This window comes from Pseudomonas sp. UW4 (assembly GCF_000316175.1).
Classification (GTDB): Bacteria; Pseudomonadota; Gammaproteobacteria; order Pseudomonadales; family Pseudomonadaceae; genus Aquipseudomonas; species Aquipseudomonas laurylsulfatiphila.
This window is the reverse complement of the sequence record NC_019670.1, coordinates 3,985,892-4,001,013: the sequence shown is the minus strand read 5'-3', so window position 1 is coordinate 4,001,013 and position 15,122 is coordinate 3,985,892. Positions and strand designations below refer to the sequence as shown.

Annotated in this window: 13 protein-coding genes and 3 tRNA genes; all 16 read left to right on the top strand. The window is 62.0% G+C overall.

The genetic code is table 11. The features are described 5' to 3' along the window. Positions 1-51 precede the first annotated feature (51 nt). The 16 genes from accD to PPUTUW4_RS17410 all read left to right on the top strand — a co-directional run bounded on the left by accD (position 52) and on the right by PPUTUW4_RS17410 (position 15,122). Positions 52-972: an acetyl-CoA carboxylase, carboxyltransferase subunit beta gene (gene accD / locus PPUTUW4_RS17485; protein WP_015095887.1), complete on the top strand. Its 921-nt coding sequence runs from the start codon at positions 52-54 to the stop codon at positions 970-972. Beyond that, positions 969-2,276 carry a bifunctional tetrahydrofolate synthase/dihydrofolate synthase gene (gene folC, locus PPUTUW4_RS17480; RefSeq protein ID WP_015095886.1) on the top strand — a complete coding sequence of 436 codons (1,308 nt, stop codon included), beginning with the start codon at positions 969-971 and terminating at the stop codon, positions 2,274-2,276. Before accD ends, folC begins: the two co-directional genes overlap by 4 nt. Beyond that, positions 2,260-2,925, top strand: a complete 666-nt coding sequence (locus PPUTUW4_RS17475; RefSeq protein WP_015095885.1) for an SPOR domain-containing protein — start codon at positions 2,260-2,262, stop codon at positions 2,923-2,925. Before folC ends, PPUTUW4_RS17475 begins: the two co-directional genes overlap by 17 nt. A 98-nt stretch (positions 2,926-3,023) precedes the next feature. Beyond that, positions 3,024-3,584: a CvpA family protein gene (locus tag PPUTUW4_RS17470; RefSeq protein WP_015095884.1), complete on the top strand. Its 561-nt coding sequence runs from the start codon at positions 3,024-3,026 to the stop codon at positions 3,582-3,584. A gap of 41 nt (positions 3,585-3,625) precedes the next feature. Then, positions 3,626-5,131: an amidophosphoribosyltransferase gene (gene purF, locus PPUTUW4_RS17465; RefSeq protein ID WP_007975670.1), complete on the top strand. Its 1,506-nt coding sequence runs from the start codon at positions 3,626-3,628 to the stop codon at positions 5,129-5,131. Positions 5,132-5,204: 73 nt separating this feature from the next. Continuing rightward, positions 5,205-6,416, top strand: coding sequence for an O-succinylhomoserine sulfhydrylase (locus tag PPUTUW4_RS17460; RefSeq protein WP_015095883.1), 1,212 nt, complete (start codon positions 5,205-5,207; stop codon positions 6,414-6,416). Beyond that, the gene (locus PPUTUW4_RS17455; protein ID WP_015095882.1) at positions 6,413-7,189 is read left to right on the top strand and encodes an SDR family oxidoreductase; all 777 of its coding nucleotides are present in this window, start codon (positions 6,413-6,415) and stop codon (positions 7,187-7,189) included. The genes PPUTUW4_RS17460 and PPUTUW4_RS17455 overlap by 4 nt, the downstream gene beginning before the upstream one ends. A 206-nt stretch (positions 7,190-7,395) precedes the next feature. Then, positions 7,396-7,471 (top strand) — tRNA-Val (locus tag PPUTUW4_RS17450). A 53-nt stretch (positions 7,472-7,524) separates the two neighbouring features. Then, positions 7,525-7,601, top strand: a tRNA-Asp gene (locus tag PPUTUW4_RS17445). A gap of 92 nt (positions 7,602-7,693) precedes the next feature. After that, positions 7,694-7,770 (top strand) — tRNA-Asp (locus tag PPUTUW4_RS17440). 368 nt (positions 7,771-8,138) lie between these two features. After that, on the top strand, positions 8,139-8,648 hold the full coding sequence (locus tag PPUTUW4_RS17435) for a sigma-70 family RNA polymerase sigma factor (RefSeq protein ID WP_041474917.1): 510 nt from the start codon (positions 8,139-8,141) through the stop codon (positions 8,646-8,648). After that, a complete protein-coding gene (locus PPUTUW4_RS17430) occupies positions 8,645-9,598 on the top strand; it encodes a FecR domain-containing protein (protein WP_015095880.1) in 954 nt (317 codons plus the stop codon). Before PPUTUW4_RS17435 ends, PPUTUW4_RS17430 begins: the two co-directional genes overlap by 4 nt. A 67-nt stretch (positions 9,599-9,665) precedes the next feature. Next, positions 9,666-12,089 (top strand): TonB-dependent receptor, encoded by a 2,424-nt coding sequence (locus tag PPUTUW4_RS17425; protein WP_015095879.1) that lies wholly within the window; start codon positions 9,666-9,668, stop codon positions 12,087-12,089. Between the two features lie 78 nt (positions 12,090-12,167). Then, entirely contained in the window at positions 12,168-13,109 is a 942-nt protein-coding gene (locus PPUTUW4_RS17420; protein WP_015095878.1) for an iron-siderophore ABC transporter substrate-binding protein, read from the top strand. Next, entirely contained in the window at positions 13,109-14,098 is a 990-nt protein-coding gene (locus PPUTUW4_RS17415) for an iron ABC transporter permease (RefSeq protein ID WP_015095877.1), read from the top strand. The genes PPUTUW4_RS17420 and PPUTUW4_RS17415 overlap by 1 nt, the downstream gene beginning before the upstream one ends. Then, a complete protein-coding gene (locus PPUTUW4_RS17410; RefSeq protein ID WP_015095876.1) occupies positions 14,091-15,122 on the top strand; it encodes an iron ABC transporter permease in 1,032 nt (343 codons plus the stop codon). Before PPUTUW4_RS17415 ends, PPUTUW4_RS17410 begins: the two co-directional genes overlap by 8 nt.

Here is a 15,122-nt window from a genome sequence, read left to right as displayed (position 1 = left end):
ACGGGGCTGCGAACCAGAGCGTTCGGGCCGCCGGTACTGGAGAAAGAAAGCATGAGCAACTGGTTAGTAGACAAACTGATCCCTTCGATCATGCGTTCCGAGGTCAAGAAGAGCTCGGTGCCTGAAGGTCTTTGGCACAAATGCCCGTCTTGCGAGGCTGTGCTGTATCGTCCGGAGTTGGAAAAGACCCTGGACGTTTGCCCCAAGTGCAACCATCACATGCGTATCGGCGCCCGCGCCCGTATCGACATCTTCCTCGACGTTGAAGGCCGTACCGAACTGGGTGCAGACCTGGAGCCGGTTGACCGTCTGAAGTTCCGCGACGGCAAGAAGTACAAGGACCGCCTGACCGCTGCACAAAAGCAGACCGGCGAAAAAGACGCGCTGGTTTCGATGAGCGGCACGTTGCTGGGCATGCCGATCGTGGTTTCCGCGTTCGAGTTTTCCTTCATGGGTGGTTCGATGGGCGCCATCGTCGGTGAGCGTTTCGTTCGCGCCGCCAACTACGCCCTGGAAAAACGTTGCCCGATGGTCTGTTTCTCGGCCTCCGGCGGTGCGCGGATGCAGGAAGCGCTGATTTCCCTGATGCAGATGGCCAAGACCTCTGCGGTGCTGGCGCGTCTGCGTGAAGAAGGCATCCCGTTCATCTCCGTGCTGACCGATCCGGTCTACGGCGGCGTTTCCGCCAGCCTGGCGATGCTGGGCGACGTGATTGTCGGCGAGCCGAAGGCGCTGATCGGTTTTGCCGGTCCGCGTGTGATCGAGCAGACCGTGCGTGAAAAACTGCCGGAAGGCTTCCAGCGCAGCGAGTTCCTGCTGGAGCACGGTGCCATCGACATGATCATCGACCGTCAGGAGCTGCGTCCGCGCCTGGGTAACCTGCTGGCGCAAATGATGGGCCTGCCGACGCCGAAGTTCGTGGCTGCACCCATCGTTCCAATCGTGGTTCCACCGGTACCTGCCAGCCTATGACCCAACGTACCCTTGGCGAATGGCTCGCCTACCTCGAACAGTTGCACCCTTCGGCCATCGACATGGGGCTGGAGCGATCGCAGCAGGTAGCGTCCCGCATGGGACTGGGCAAGCCGGCGCCACGGGTGATTACGGTCACCGGGACCAACGGCAAGGGTTCCACCTGCGCGTTCGTGGCGTCCTTGCTGCGGGCCCAGGGCTTGAAAGTGGGGGTTTACAACTCCCCGCACCTGCTGCGCTACAACGAGCGGGTAACGGTCAACGGCGTCGAAGCCACTGACGCCGAGCTGTGCGAGGCCTTTGCTGCGGTAGAGGCCGGGCGTGGCGACACTTCGCTGACCTACTTCGAAATGGGCACCCTGGCGGCGTTCTGGCTGTTCCAGCACTCCGGGCTTGATGCGGTGGTGCTGGAAGTCGGTCTGGGCGGTCGTCTGGACACGGTCAACGTGGTGGATGCCGACATGGCGCTGGTCACCAGTATTGGCGTCGATCATGCCGATTACCTGGGTGATACCCGAGAGTCCGTGGCCTTCGAGAAGGCCGGAATATTCCGCCAGGGCGCGCCTGCGCTCTGCGGCGATCTGAATCCTCCACAACCCCTGCTGGACAAGGCGCGCGAGCTCAATTGCCCGTTTTTCCTGCGTGGGCGCGACTTTGATCTCGGCGTGACTGATCACAACTGGCAATGGCGCGGTGTCGATGCGCAAGGGCGTGCGGTTGAGCTGCGCGACCTGCCGTTGCTCGATCTGCCGATGGAAAACGCCGCGCTGGCGTTGCAGGCTTACCTGCTGCTTGGCTTGCCTTGGGTGAATGCGCAGATTATCGACGCGCTGCGGGCTACGAAGGTGGTTGGTCGTCTGGATCGCCGCGCGTTCGAGTGGCAGGGCAAGCGTTTGAATTTATTGCTGGATGTGGGGCATAACCCGCATGCGGCGGAGTATCTGGCCCGTCGTCTGGCCAGCCGTCCACCGGTCGGCAAGCGTCTGGCGGTGTTCGGGCTGCTGGCGGACAAGGATCTGGGTGGTGTTGTCGGCGAATTGAATGCTAGTGTCCAGCACTGGGCTGTCGCACCGCTGGATTCGCCTCGGGCGCGTCCGGTTGCGGATTTGCACGATGCGTTGCAAGGTCTTGGTGCCTCGGTCACGTCGTACGACAGCGTAGCGGCCGCCCTGGAAGGGCAGTGCGCGCAGGCCACGAGCGACGACGAAATCCTGTTGTTCGGATCATTTTATTGTGTCGCCGAGGCCCTTGAATGGCTGGCCCGGCGGTCCACGGAGGAAGCGGCAAATGGCATTGCTGGATAAGGCATACAAACAGCGCATGGTTGGCGCCCTGGTGTTGGTCGCGCTGGCGGTTATTTTTCTGCCGATGCTGTTTTCCCGCCAGGACGAACAGCGCCAGGTGACGGTCGAAGCGCCGGCGGCTCCGCAGGCGCCTGCATTGCCCCAGGTGCAGGTCGAGCCCGTGGTGGTGCCTGAGCCGCAAGCCTTGCCTCAGGAACCCGTGCCGAGCGATGACGAAATCGCCCAGCAGGAATCGGCGGTGCCGGCTGTGCCGGTGGCTCCGGGACCTGCTGCCAAACCGGTTACACCACCTCCTGCACCCGCGCCGGTTCCGGCGCTGGCCGCCAAACCTGCGGCCGCGCCTGCCCAGCCCATCACGGCAGCACCCGGCAAGCCGGACACCACGCAAAGCCGTGTCGATGCCAATGGTTTGTCGGTCAGCTGGTCGGTGCAACTGGCCAGCCTGGCGAACCGTGAAAGCGCGGAAAAGCTGCAGAAAACCCTGCGCAGCCAGGGTTACAATGCCTACATCCGGACCGCCGACGGCAAAAACCGGGTGTTTGTCGGGCCGCTGATCGAGCGCGCAGAAGCCGACCGGCTGCGGGATTTGCTGAACCGCCAGCAGAACCTGAAGGGGTTTGTCGTGCGCTTTCAGCCCGAACGTGGCTAAAACTATCGCCCCGATATGAAATGCACTGACAATCGCAGCTTACCGATAAGCATGGGCTCTGCTAAAATGCGCCGCCTTATCCGTCTGTAGGCTGCACTGTGCCATTTACCTGGGTTGACTGGGCGATCGTAGCAATCGTCGCCATCTCCGCATTGATCAGTCTGAGCCGCGGCTTCGTCAAAGAAGCACTGTCGCTGCTGACCTGGATCATCGCAGGAGTCGTTGCCTGGATGTTCGGTGGCTCATTGTCCGAGTACCTCGGCGGGTACATTCAAACGCCATCGGCCCGTATAATCACGGGCTGTGCCATCATGTTTGTCGCCACTTTAATCGTAGGCGCAATGATCAATTATCTTATCGGCGAACTGGTTCGCGTCACCGGGCTCTCCGGGACCGACCGATTCCTCGGCATGGCCTTCGGCGCCGCGCGTGGCGGGTTGCTGGTGGTCATCGCCGTCGGGCTGTTGAGCCTGGGGCCGGTACAGCAGGACGGGTGGTGGAAAGAGTCACAGCTCGTGCCAAGATTTCTATTGGTCGCCGACTGGTCCAAAAACCTGATTCTCGGGTGGAGCAGTCAGTGGCTTGCCAGCGGAATCAGCGTACCCGCTGATATTCCGTTCAAGGAGCAGCTCTTGCCGACGGCCAAAACGCCTCAGTAAGTGTTGTTCAGTTCAGATCCATTAAGTAGGGGTTGCGTCGCATGTGTGGCATCGTCGGTATCGTCGGTAAGTCGAACGTCAATCAGGCGCTGTATGACGCGCTAACCGTCCTCCAGCACCGCGGCCAGGACGCTGCCGGTATCGTGACCAGCCATGATGGCCGGTTGTTCCTGCGCAAGGATAACGGCCTGGTGCGTGACGTGTTCCAGCAGCGTCACATGCAGCGCCTGGTCGGTCACATGGGCATTGGCCATGTGCGTTATCCGACCGCGGGCAGCTCGACGTCGGCTGAAGCTCAACCGTTTTACGTCAACTCGCCTTACGGCATCACCCTGGCGCATAACGGTAACCTGACCAACGTTGAACAACTGGCCAAGGAGATTTACGAATCTGACCTGCGCCACGTCAACACCAGCTCCGATTCGGAAGTGCTGCTCAACGTGTTCGCGCACGAGCTGGCCCAGCGCGGCAAGTTGCAGCCGACCGAAGAAGACGTGTTTGCCGCCGTCACCGACGTGCACAACCGTTGCGTCGGTGGTTATGCCGTTGTAGCCATGATCACCGGCTACGGCATCGTGGGCTTTCGCGACCCGCACGGCATCCGTCCGATCGTTTTCGGCCAGCGTCACACCGACGAAGGCGTCGAGTACATGATCGCCTCGGAAAGCGTTTCCCTGGACGTGCTGGGCTTCACCCTGATTCGCGACCTGGCGCCAGGCGAAGCGGTCTACATCACTGAAGAGGGCAAGCTGTACACCCGTCAGTGCGCGACCAACCCGTCCCTGACCCCGTGCATCTTCGAACACGTCTACCTGGCGCGTCCGGATTCGATCATCGACGGCGTGTCGGTCTACAAGGCCCGTCTGCGCATGGGTGAGAAACTGGCCGAGAAGATCCTGCGCGAGCGTCCGGATCACGACATCGACGTGGTCATCCCGATTCCGGACACCAGCCGCACCGCCGCGCTGGAACTGGCGAACCACCTGGGCGTGAAGTTCCGCGAAGGCTTCGTGAAGAACCGCTACATCGGCCGGACCTTCATCATGCCGGGCCAGGCCGCGCGGAAAAAATCCGTACGCCAGAAGCTCAACGCCATCGAGCTGGAATTCCGCGGCAAGAACGTGATGCTGGTGGATGACTCCATCGTGCGCGGCACCACGTGCAAGCAGATCATCCAGATGGCCCGCGAAGCCGGCGCCAAGAACGTCTACTTCTGCTCCGCGGCGCCAGCGGTTCGCTACCCGAACGTCTACGGCATCGACATGCCGAGCGCTCACGAGCTGATCGCGCACAACCGTTCGACCCAGGACGTGGCTGATCTGATCGGCGCCGACTGGCTGATCTATCAGGATCTGCCTGACTTGATCGAAGCGGTCGGTGGCGGCAAGATCAAGATCGACAAGTTCGATTGCGCGGTGTTCGATGGCCAGTACGTCACTGGCGACGTCGACGAGGCTTACCTGAACAAGATCGAACAGGCACGCAACGATGCCTCCAAGGTCAAGACGCAGGCAGTCAGCGCAATCATCGATCTGTACAACAACTGAGTTTCTACCGGCCCTGAGGGGCCGGTTTTGTATCCGGCTTTTAATTGACGAGAATAGGGAAAGGAGTGACAGCATGAGTCAGGATTGGGATGCCGGTCGGCTGGACAGCGACCTCGAAGGCGTAGCGTTCGATACCCTGGCCGTACGTGCCGGTCAGCACCGTACGCCGGAAGGCGAACACGGTGATCCGATGTTCTTCACTTCCAGCTATGTATTCCGCACCGCTGCCGACGCAGCCGCGCGTTTTGCCGGGGAAGTACCGGGCAACGTTTACTCGCGCTACACCAACCCGACCGTACGCGCCTTCGAAGAGCGCATCGCCGCTCTGGAAAGCGCCGAGCAAGCCGTGGCCACCGCCACCGGCATGGCTGCGATCATGGCCGTGGTGATGAGCCTGTGCAGCGCCGGCGATCACGTATTGGTGTCGCGCAGCGTGTTCGGCTCGACCATCAGCCTGTTCGAAAAGTACTTCAAGCGTTTCGGCATCGAAGTCGATTACGTGGCCCTGGCGGACCTGTCCGGTTGGGACGCGGCGATCAAGTCCAACACCAAACTGCTGTTCGTCGAATCGCCGTCCAACCCGCTGGCCGAGTTGGTCGACATTGCCGAACTGGCGAAAATCGCTCACGCCAAAGGCGCGATGCTGGTGGTCGACAACTGCTTCTGCACCCCGGCCTTGCAGCAGCCGCTGAAAATGGGCGCGGACATCGTCGTGCACTCGGCCACCAAGTTCATCGACGGCCAGGGCCGTTGCATGGGTGGTGTGGTCGCCGGGCGCAGCGAGCAGATGAAAGAAGTGGTTGGCTTTCTGCGTACCGCCGGGCCGACCCTCAGCCCGTTCAACGCCTGGATCTTCCTCAAGGGCCTGGAAACCCTGAACCTGCGGATGAAGGCCCATTGTGCCAACGCCCAGCAACTGGCCGAGTGGCTGGAGCAGCAGGAAGGCATCGAGAAAGTCCATTACGCCGGCCTCAAGAGCCATCCGCAGCATGAGCTGGCGCTGCGCCAGCAGAAGGGTTTCGGTGCTGTGGTCAGTTTTGAGGTGAAGGGTGGCAAAGAGGGCGCCTGGCGCTTTATCGACGCCACGCGCCTGATTTCGATCACCGCCAACCTGGGCGACAGCAAAACCACCATCACGCATCCGAGCACCACGTCCCATGGTCGTCTGGCGCCGCAGGAGCGTGAAGCGGCGGGCATTCGTGACAGCCTGATCCGCATTGCGGTCGGCCTTGAAGACGTGGCGGACCTGCAAGCCGATCTGGCGCGCGGCCTGGCTGCGTTGTGATCGAGTTGTCTGCGCCAAACACCGGCTCCAATGGCCGCGTAGCGCTGGTGACCGGTGCTGCGCGGGGCATAGGCCTGGGGATTTCGGCCTGGTTGATCAGCGAAGGCTGGCAAGTCGTGCTGACGGATCTGGACCGGGAGCGCGGTTCGAAAGTGGCGAAAGTGCTGGGCGACAACGCCTGGTTCATCGCCATGGATGTCGCCAACGAGGGGCAGGTCGCGCTGGGTGTGGCCGAGGTGCTCGGCCAGTTCGGGCGCCTGGACGCGCTGGTCTGCAATGCGGCGGTGGCCGATCCGCATAACATCACCCTGGAAAGCCTCGACCTGGCCCACTGGAATCGGGTGTTGGCGGTGAACCTCGGCGGGCCGATGCTGCTGGCCAAGCACTGTGCGCCGTACCTGCGCGCTCACAGCGGCGCCATCGTCAATCTGGCCTCGACCCGCGCCGCGCAGTCGGAACCCGACACCGAGGCTTATGCGGCGAGCAAGGGCGGCTTGTTGGCCCTGACTCATGCGTTGGCCATCAGCCTTGGCCCGGAGATCCGGGTCAATGCCGTCAGCCCAGGCTGGATCGATACGCGCGACCCCTCGGTGCGGCGTGCCGAACCCTTGACCGAGGCCGATCATGCCCAGCATCCGGCGGGCAGGGTAGGGACGGTCGAGGATGTGGCGGCGATGGTGGCCTGGCTGCTGTCGAGGAATGCCGGTTTTGTCACCGGCCAGGAATTCGTGGTCGATGGCGGCATGACCAAGAAGATGATTTATAGCGAGTAAGCTTCTGGATAGATGTTGAATGTGCTGACGCTTTCGCGAGCAAGCCCGCTCCCACATTTGGAATGCATTCCCCTGTGGGAGCGGGCTTGCTCGCGAAAGCGGTCTTGCTGCATATACATAAATTTGTCTTTTTCAGAAAAACTTCAATCCTGCTATTGACTTAGGTTCGCTACCTGCGTAAATTTCGCGGCCTCGGAGATGCAAACGGGTGATTAGCTCAGCTGGGAGAGCGTCTGCCTTACAAGCAGAATGTCGGCGGTTCGATCCCGTCATCACCCACCATTCCCGAGATACTTGCGAAAGCAAGAGGTAGGCTGAAATGCCTCCACCGACGCGCAGCGGTAGTTCAGTCGGTTAGAATACCGGCCTGTCACGCCGGGGGTCGCGGGTTCGAGTCCCGTCCGCTGCGCCATATTTTCCGAGTCAGATTCATCTGATTCGAGATTGAAAAGCTACTGAGTTTTCAATCAGACGAGTTACTTGAGCATCTGCTCAAAGCGATACGCAGCGGTAGTTCAGTCGGTTAGAATACCGGCCTGTCACGCCGGGGGTCGCGGGTTCGAGTCCCGTCCGCTGCGCCATATCTGCCCCGAGGCCCACTGAACGCCTTGGAGCTACGAAGAAACCACTGGTTGCTTCGAGTCGATAGCAAAGACCCTGGTCGAAAGACCGGGGTTTTTTGTGTCTGCGATTTGGCTTTTTCTCCTGCCTCGCGCCCCTCAGGGTTCGCATCTGCCAGCCTGGCGCAGATGCCCAATGACTCTCGAAAATCCCCCTCAATAACCCGCAGCCTTGTTAAACCGGCACCTGCGCGGCCGAAATGCCTGCCTGTCATTAAATAATTCAAGCATTTACCGGGTGCAGTTCGTACAAAGGGCTTGGATTGTCTGCGCAACACTAATTAGAATGAGTCGCATTTAAAATATTTCCTCACCCAGGGTTCCTTCAGATGAGTGATGCCGCGATGCCGCCGGAGCAAGCCTTCCACGACCTGTACCGCGACCATCGGGGCTGGCTCGAAGGCTGGTTGAGACGACGCATGAGCAATGGCAGCGATGCGGCGGACCTGAGCCAGGATACCTTCGTTCGTGTCCTTGCCAGCTCTCAGCGCATCGCCGACTTGCAAGAGCCGCGTGCCTACCTGGCGACCGTCGGCAAACGACTGCTGAGCAACTTCTACAAGCGCCGCAGCCTGGAGCAAGCCTATCTCGATGCATTGGCGTTGCTGCCCGAAGACTGTGTGCCGTCCCCGGAGCAACGCTGGATCCTGCTGGAAACCCTGCAGGCCCTGGACGAATTGCTCGATGGATTGCCCAGGCCGGTACGGCGCGCGTTTCTCTTGAGTCAGCTCGAAGGCCTGGGCTACCAGGAAATTGCCGAGCGCCTGCAAGTCTCGGAACGCACGATCAAGCGCTACATGGCTCAAGCCTACGAACATTGCCTGCTGGTGGACATGTGAACGGTTCGGCACCTTCGGCCCAGGCCCGACAAGTCGTGCGGGCCGCCGCGCAGTGGCTGGCCCTCATGGAATCCGGCTGTGCCAATGAGCGGGACCGGGAGCAGTTGCAGAGCTGGCGCGACAGCCATTCCAGCCATGAGCAGGCCTGGCAGAAAGCGCAGTGCTTGCGTCAACGTTTTGCCGACCTGCCATCGGGCCTGGCCATGGCCAGTCTGGACCGGCCGCAAGCCAGTCGACGCACGGTGCTCAAGCGCGCCGTCGGTGCGGTGGCGTTGCTGCCGACCGCCTGGTTGATCAGTCGGCAGTTGCCTCTGGATGCCTGGGGGGCCGCCCTGCGCACCGCCACCGGGGAAAGCAAAAAAAAAGTCCGGTTGGCCGATGGCAGTGCTGTGCAACTGAACACGGCCAGTGCCGTCGATATCGATCTGAAGAGCCGGCGCCTGACACTGGTGGAAGGCGAAATGGCACTGAACGTGCCCGGGACTTCGCCGCTGACGATCCTCACGCGCTTCGGGCAAGTGACCGTCAGTCAGAGTGAAGTGTGTGTGCGGCAGGGGCAGACGGGCTGCAAGGTGTCAGTGCTTCGAGGCGCAGTGCAGTTGCAGCCTCTGCACGGGCCGGTCTTTTCGTTGCGCGGCGGCCAGCAAGTCAGTCTTCAAGCGGCGGGTGCCGGCGCTGTGGAGCCATTCGATGTGCTGGCCCCTGGCTGGCGTGACGGCGTGCTGATGGCGCAGAACCAACCCTTGGGGGACTTCCTGCGTGAACTCAGCAGCTATCGTCCTGGTGTGTTGCGTTGGGAGCCAGAGCTGGAATCACTGCGCATCACCGGCAGTTTTCGCCTGGAAGACACCGATCGCATCCTCGCGCTTCTGGCGGTCAGCCTGCCGCTGGAGGTGCATTCGCGTACGCGTTATTGGGTAACGCTGGTGCCGCGCAAAAATAATGCTTAACGCGTGTCCCCTTTTTTCGCGGTGCTTGTCATTCAAGGCAAGTGAAACGAAATCAGAGAGATTCTCAATGCCTGTAGTGATGCCTTGCAGTACGCGTCTGGCTCCATCCCGGTTGCGCCCGTTGATGCACTTGAGTCTGTTGTTGAGCCTGAGTGCCTGTCCGTTGTTCATCACTGCCGGTTGGGCCGAAGATGCGCCACGGCGCAGCTATCAGGTGCCAGCCGGTAGCCTCGGCGCGGCGCTGACCCGTTTCGCCGGCTTGGCCGGGGTCAATCTGTCCGTGGACCCGGCACTGGTGAGTGGGCGCACCAGCCCTGGCCTTTCCGGCGACTTCGCGGTGGAGGAGGGCTTTGCCCAACTGCTACAGGGTTCCGGTCTGCAACTGCAACCGGTGGGCGAACAGGCGTACATGCTGACCCCGGCGCCAACGGGCAGCACCCTGCAACTGGGCGCTACCTCAATTTACGCGACGGCGGACACGGCGCACGGTGATCCGTACGTCGGCGGGCAGGTCGCACGCCGTGGGTCGCAAGGCTTGCTGGGCTCGAAAGACTTCATGGAGACGCCGTTCAGCGAGACCACCTACACCAGTGAGTTGGTGAAAAACCTGCAGGCTCGTACCTTGGGCGACCTGGTTGCCAGCGATCCCTCGGTTCGCGCCACCAACCCGGCGGGTGGGCGGTATGAGCAGTTCACCATTCGCGGAATGAGCCTGTTCAACAGTGATGTCTCCTACAACGGTCTATACGGCATTCTGCCGACGTACACCATCGACATGGAAATGGCCGATCGCGTCGACGTCCTCAAAGGCCCGAGTCAGCTCATCAATGGCATCTCGCCGCGGGGCAGCGTGGGCGGGGGGATCAACGTGGTGCCCAAGCGCGCCACCGACGTGCCCATTACTTCGTTTACCGGCAACTACGCTTCCGACAGCCAGGTCGGCGGTGCGGTAGATATCGGTCGGCGTTTTGGTGAGGGGGACATGTTCGGTGTTCGTTTCAACGGCGTGAAGCAGTCCGGCGACACCGAATGGGATCACCAGAGTGTTGACCGCGAGATGGCAGTGCTGGGCCTGGATTTTCGCGGTGAGCGCCTGCGGCTCTCGACGGACGTCGGGCATAACGAGCGTGACACCGACGCCCCGCAGGAGCGCGTACAGGTGGGCGCCAAGGCGCAGGTTCCGCACGCCAGCGATGTTCGCCACAACTATGCACAGCCGTGGAGCAAGGCGCGGACCAAGGACACCTTCGGTACGGTGACTGGCGAGTACGATGTCAGCGATTCCGTCATGGTGTACGCCGGTGCGGGGGCGCGTAAAAGTAATCACGACTTCCTTCGGCACGCCGTAGCGGTCACCAACAACGCGGGCGATTTCAGCGTTCAGCCACGTGACTTCACCCGCGACGAAAATGTCCGGACAGCCAACGCCGGGGTACGCAACTGGTTCCATACCGGTCCGGTGAGTCATGAAATCAACCTGGCTGCCAGCTACTTCTACATGGACTTCGAAAACGGTGGCGCCCGTTATGCCGCCGCCCCGAGCAACCTCTACAACCCTGTGGAAACACCTACACCCATCACGCCCACGCGACTCGACTCGGAGGTTTATACCGAGAACCGTTCCAGCAGCGTGGCGTTGTCCGACACATTGGGCTTCTTCGATGACCAGGTGCTGTTGACCCTCGGCGCACGCTGGCAGCGAGTGCAGGTTGACGACTGGACGGATAATGTCAAAGGCGACACGGGCTACGATGAAGAAAAGGTTTCGCCCTCGGGCGGCATCCTGTTCAAGGCCACCGACAAGCTCTCGTTGTATGCCAACTACATGGAAGGCCTGAGCCAGGGCAAGATCGCCCCGTCGACCTCGGTGAACGAGGACGAGATCTTCCCGCCGTTCATCAGTCGGCAGGTCGAAGTCGGAGCCAAATATGATGCGGGTGCGTTCGCCATTACCACTGCGGTGTTCCGGATCAAGCAGCCGGCCTATGAAACCAACGCCACCACGCGGGTTTTCGGCCCGAACGGCAAACGCGAAAACAAGGGTGTGGAAGTCAACGTGTTCGGTGAGCCGCTCAAAGGTTTCCGCCTGGTCGGTGGCGTCATGTACATCGATAGCGAACTCACCGACACCACCAACGGCACCTTTGACGGCAACCGCGCGCCCGCCACGCCGGAATACAACGTCAGCCTGGGGGGCGAGTGGGACGTGCCGAATGTTCAAGGCCTGACCCTCACCAGCCGCGGCATCTATTCCAGCTCACAGTATCTGGACCAGTCCAATAACAAGGAAATCGATGCCTGGACGCGTATCGACGTGGGCGCGCGCTACGCCTTCAAGGTTGAAGAAAAGAACATCACCCTGCGTGCCAATATCGAGAACGTGGCCGACAAGCGCTACTGGAGTTCGGCCGGGGCTTCGGATGACAGCGAGCCTGGATTGACGCTCGCGACGCCACGAACCTACCTGCTGTCGGCGACCGTCGACTTCTGAATCGATTCAACCGTGGATTGCGCCACAGGGAAGGGCGCGACCGAGTTGTGTCATGAATCGATTGCAGAGGACGAAAGCATGCCCGGCCTGACTGACCTGCCCAAGAAAGAACAGCCCGACACGCCCTCCAGGCGCACGCTGCTGCGCCTGTCCCTGGGCCTGCTTGCGCTCAGGTTTGCCCCGTCGGCGTGGGCCCGGGCCCACACCGCGCCGCTGCGGGTGATCACCCTGTTCCAGGGGGCCACGGACAGTGCCGTGGCGTTGGGTATCACACCCTGCGGCATTGTCGATTCCTGGAGTGAAAAGCCCACCTATCGCTACCTGCGCTCGGCGCTGGAGCCGGTGCCCCATGTCGGGCTGGAAACCCAGCCCAGCCTTGAGGACATCGCGCTGCTCAAGCCGGACGTGATCATCGCTTCGCGCTTTCGCCATGAACGTATCGCGCCGTTGCTCAAGCAGATCGCCCCGGTGGTGATGCTCGAGGAAGTGTTCGAATTCAAAAAGACCCTGGCGTTGATGGGCCTGGCCTTGCACCGCCAGCAGCGCGCCGACGAGGTGTTGGCCCGCTGGCAGTTGCGCACGGCACAACTGCGCGAGCAACTGCAGCAGGAATTTGCCGGGCGCTGGCCGCCGACGGTGTCGATTCTGGATGTTCGTGAGGACCATATCCGCAGTTATCTGCCGGCCAGTTTTCCGGGTTCGGTGATCACCGAGCTGGGGTTTGGCTGGAGTGAGGCCAGTCGGGCGGCGAACGGGGTATCGATCAAACTCACCAGCAAGGAGAGTCTGGCGGTGGTCAATGCCGACATTTTCTTTGTCTTCTTGCGCGCGGAGAAACCGGCAGTGCAGCGAAACTATGAAAGCCTGGTGCAGCATCCGCTGTGGCAGCAAATGCGTGCACCGCAACAGGGGCAGGTGTGGCGGGTCGACGGGGTGGCCTGGAGCCTGTCGGGCGGGATGCTCGGGGCGAACCTGATGCTCGATGACGTTGCGCGGCTGGTCACGGCGGACCTGTCCTGATGAGCAATGGTTTGAAGTTGTGCTGTGCCGCCGTCGTGTTGCTGCTCAGCGGCGTGCTGAGCCTGGCGGTCGGAGCCACCTGGATTCCGTTGTCGCACATTGCCGCCGCGTTCGTGCATCCCGATCCGCTGAGCGTCAGTCACGTGCTGGTGACCACCACGCGCCTGTCGCGCACCTTGATGGCAATGGCCGTGGGCGCGAGCCTGGCCGTGGCGGGGGCCTTGATGCAGGCGCTGACGCGCAATCCGCTGGCGTCCCCCGGGTTGTTCGGGATCAACGCCGGCGCGACGTTTTTTATCATCCTGTGCTCCTCGCTGTTTTCCCTGTCATCCCCGGATGCCTGGCTGTGGAGCGCGTTCATCGGCGCGGCCGTAGCCGGCAGCCTGGTGTGGCTGATCGGCAACATGGGGCAGGGCAGTCTCAGCCCGCTGCGCATTGTGCTGGCGGGTGCGGCGATGGCCGCCTTGTTCTCTGCGTTCAGCCAGGCGTTGCTGGTGGTCAATCAGGATGGACTGGACACGGTGCTGTTCTGGCTGGCGGGCTCGTTGACCGAGCGCAGCCTGTCGGTCGCCGCGCCACTGCTGATTTGTGGCGTACTCGGGTTGTTCGGCGCGATGTTGCTGGCGGGGCAGGTCAACGTGCTTGACGCAGGCGAGGAGATCGCCACCGGCCTGGGCCAGCGCACCGGTTTGATCCGGCTGCTGATGAGCGTGCTGGTGGTCTGTCTGGCGGGCAGTGCCGTGGCATTGGCCGGCAGCATCGGGTTTATCGGCCTGCTGGTGCCGCACATGGTGCGCAAGGGCCTGTCCATCGATCATCGCTGGTTGCTGCCGGGGTGTGCGCTACTTGGCGCCATTGTCCTGCTGCTGGCCGATACCTTGTCGCGGGTGTTGATCCTGCCGCAGGAGGTCCCGGTGGGCGTGATGACGGCGCTGTTCGGCGCCCCCTTCTTCATTCTGCTGGCCCGGCGTGGAGGTCGTTATGGATAAGGTCCTGACCTGGCGCCGTAGCGGCTTTTCCCGGCGGATCAATGTCGCCACGTTGTGGCGGTTGGCGGCGGCGTTGATGGTGACGGCGCTGATCATGCTCGGCTCACTGTCGCTGGGCAAAGTCATGCTGTCGCCGTTGGAGGTGCTGCGGATTCTGCTGTCGAGCCAGGACGCCAGCCTGACGTTCATCGTCGAGCAATTGCGCTTGCCGCGCATGCTCCTGGCGGCGTTGGTCGGGGCGGCGTTGTCGGTGTCGGGGCTGATTCTGCAAAGCATCATCCGCAACCCGCTGGCTTCACCTGACCTGCTGGGTATCACCAGCGGCGCCAGTGCGGCGGCCGTGCTGTATCTGGCGTTTTTCTCCGTGGCGCTCGGCCAACAGTTTCTGCCGTTGGCGGCGATGTGCGGTGCGGGGCTGGCGGCATTGGCGATCTATCTGCTGGCCTGGAAGCAGGGGGCCTCACCGCTGCGCCTGGTGTTGATCGGGGTCGGCATCAGCGCGATGTTGACTGCCGCGACCACCTTCATCCTGGTCTTCAGTCCGCTGACCACGACCCTGTCGGCTTATGTCTGGCTGACCGGCAGCGTGTACGGCGCCAGTTGGCCGGAACCGCTGGCGCTGGGGCGCTGGTTGTTGGGTATCTGCCCGCTGCTGGTGCTGCTGGCCCGGCAGGTGAGGGTGCAACAACTGGATGACGCTCTGGCCCAGGGCATTGGCGTTCGCGTGCAGTGGCTGCGCGCCGGTTTGTTGCTGGTGAGCGTGGCATTGGCTGGAGCTGCGATTGCCTGGGGCGGGGCGATCGCGTTTGTCGGGCTGATTGCGCCGCACATTGCCAAGCGCCTGGTAGCCCCGGGTTTTGGTGGCCAGGCGGCGATGGCCGCGTTGGTCGGGGCGAACCTCGTGGTGCTGGCCGACCTCGCCGGGCGTGTCCTGTTTTTGCCGCTGGACCTGCCGGCCGGGATTTTTGTCGCCGTGCTGGGCACACCCTTTTTTCTCTATTTGTTGATTAAACAGCGTCATTAA

Coding starts and splice junctions, on each gene's coding strand:
- PPUTUW4_RS17435 (WP_041474917.1), top strand. CDS start 8,139: ATGAGTGATGCCGCGATGCCGCCGGAGCAAGCCTTCCACGACCTGTAC.
- purF (WP_007975670.1), top strand. CDS start 3,626: ATGTGTGGCATCGTCGGTATCGTCGGTAAGTCGAACGTCAATCAGGCG.
- accD (WP_015095887.1), top strand. CDS start 52: ATGAGCAACTGGTTAGTAGACAAACTGATCCCTTCGATCATGCGTTCC.
- PPUTUW4_RS17415 (WP_015095877.1), top strand. CDS start 13,109: ATGAGCAATGGTTTGAAGTTGTGCTGTGCCGCCGTCGTGTTGCTGCTC.
- PPUTUW4_RS17475 (WP_015095885.1), top strand. CDS start 2,260: ATGGCATTGCTGGATAAGGCATACAAACAGCGCATGGTTGGCGCCCTG.
- PPUTUW4_RS17420 (WP_015095878.1), top strand. CDS start 12,168: ATGCCCGGCCTGACTGACCTGCCCAAGAAAGAACAGCCCGACACGCCC.
- PPUTUW4_RS17460 (WP_015095883.1), top strand. CDS start 5,205: ATGAGTCAGGATTGGGATGCCGGTCGGCTGGACAGCGACCTCGAAGGC.
- PPUTUW4_RS17410 (WP_015095876.1), top strand. CDS start 14,091: ATGGATAAGGTCCTGACCTGGCGCCGTAGCGGCTTTTCCCGGCGGATC.
- PPUTUW4_RS17425 (WP_015095879.1), top strand. CDS start 9,666: ATGCCTGTAGTGATGCCTTGCAGTACGCGTCTGGCTCCATCCCGGTTG.
- folC (WP_015095886.1), top strand. CDS start 969: ATGACCCAACGTACCCTTGGCGAATGGCTCGCCTACCTCGAACAGTTG.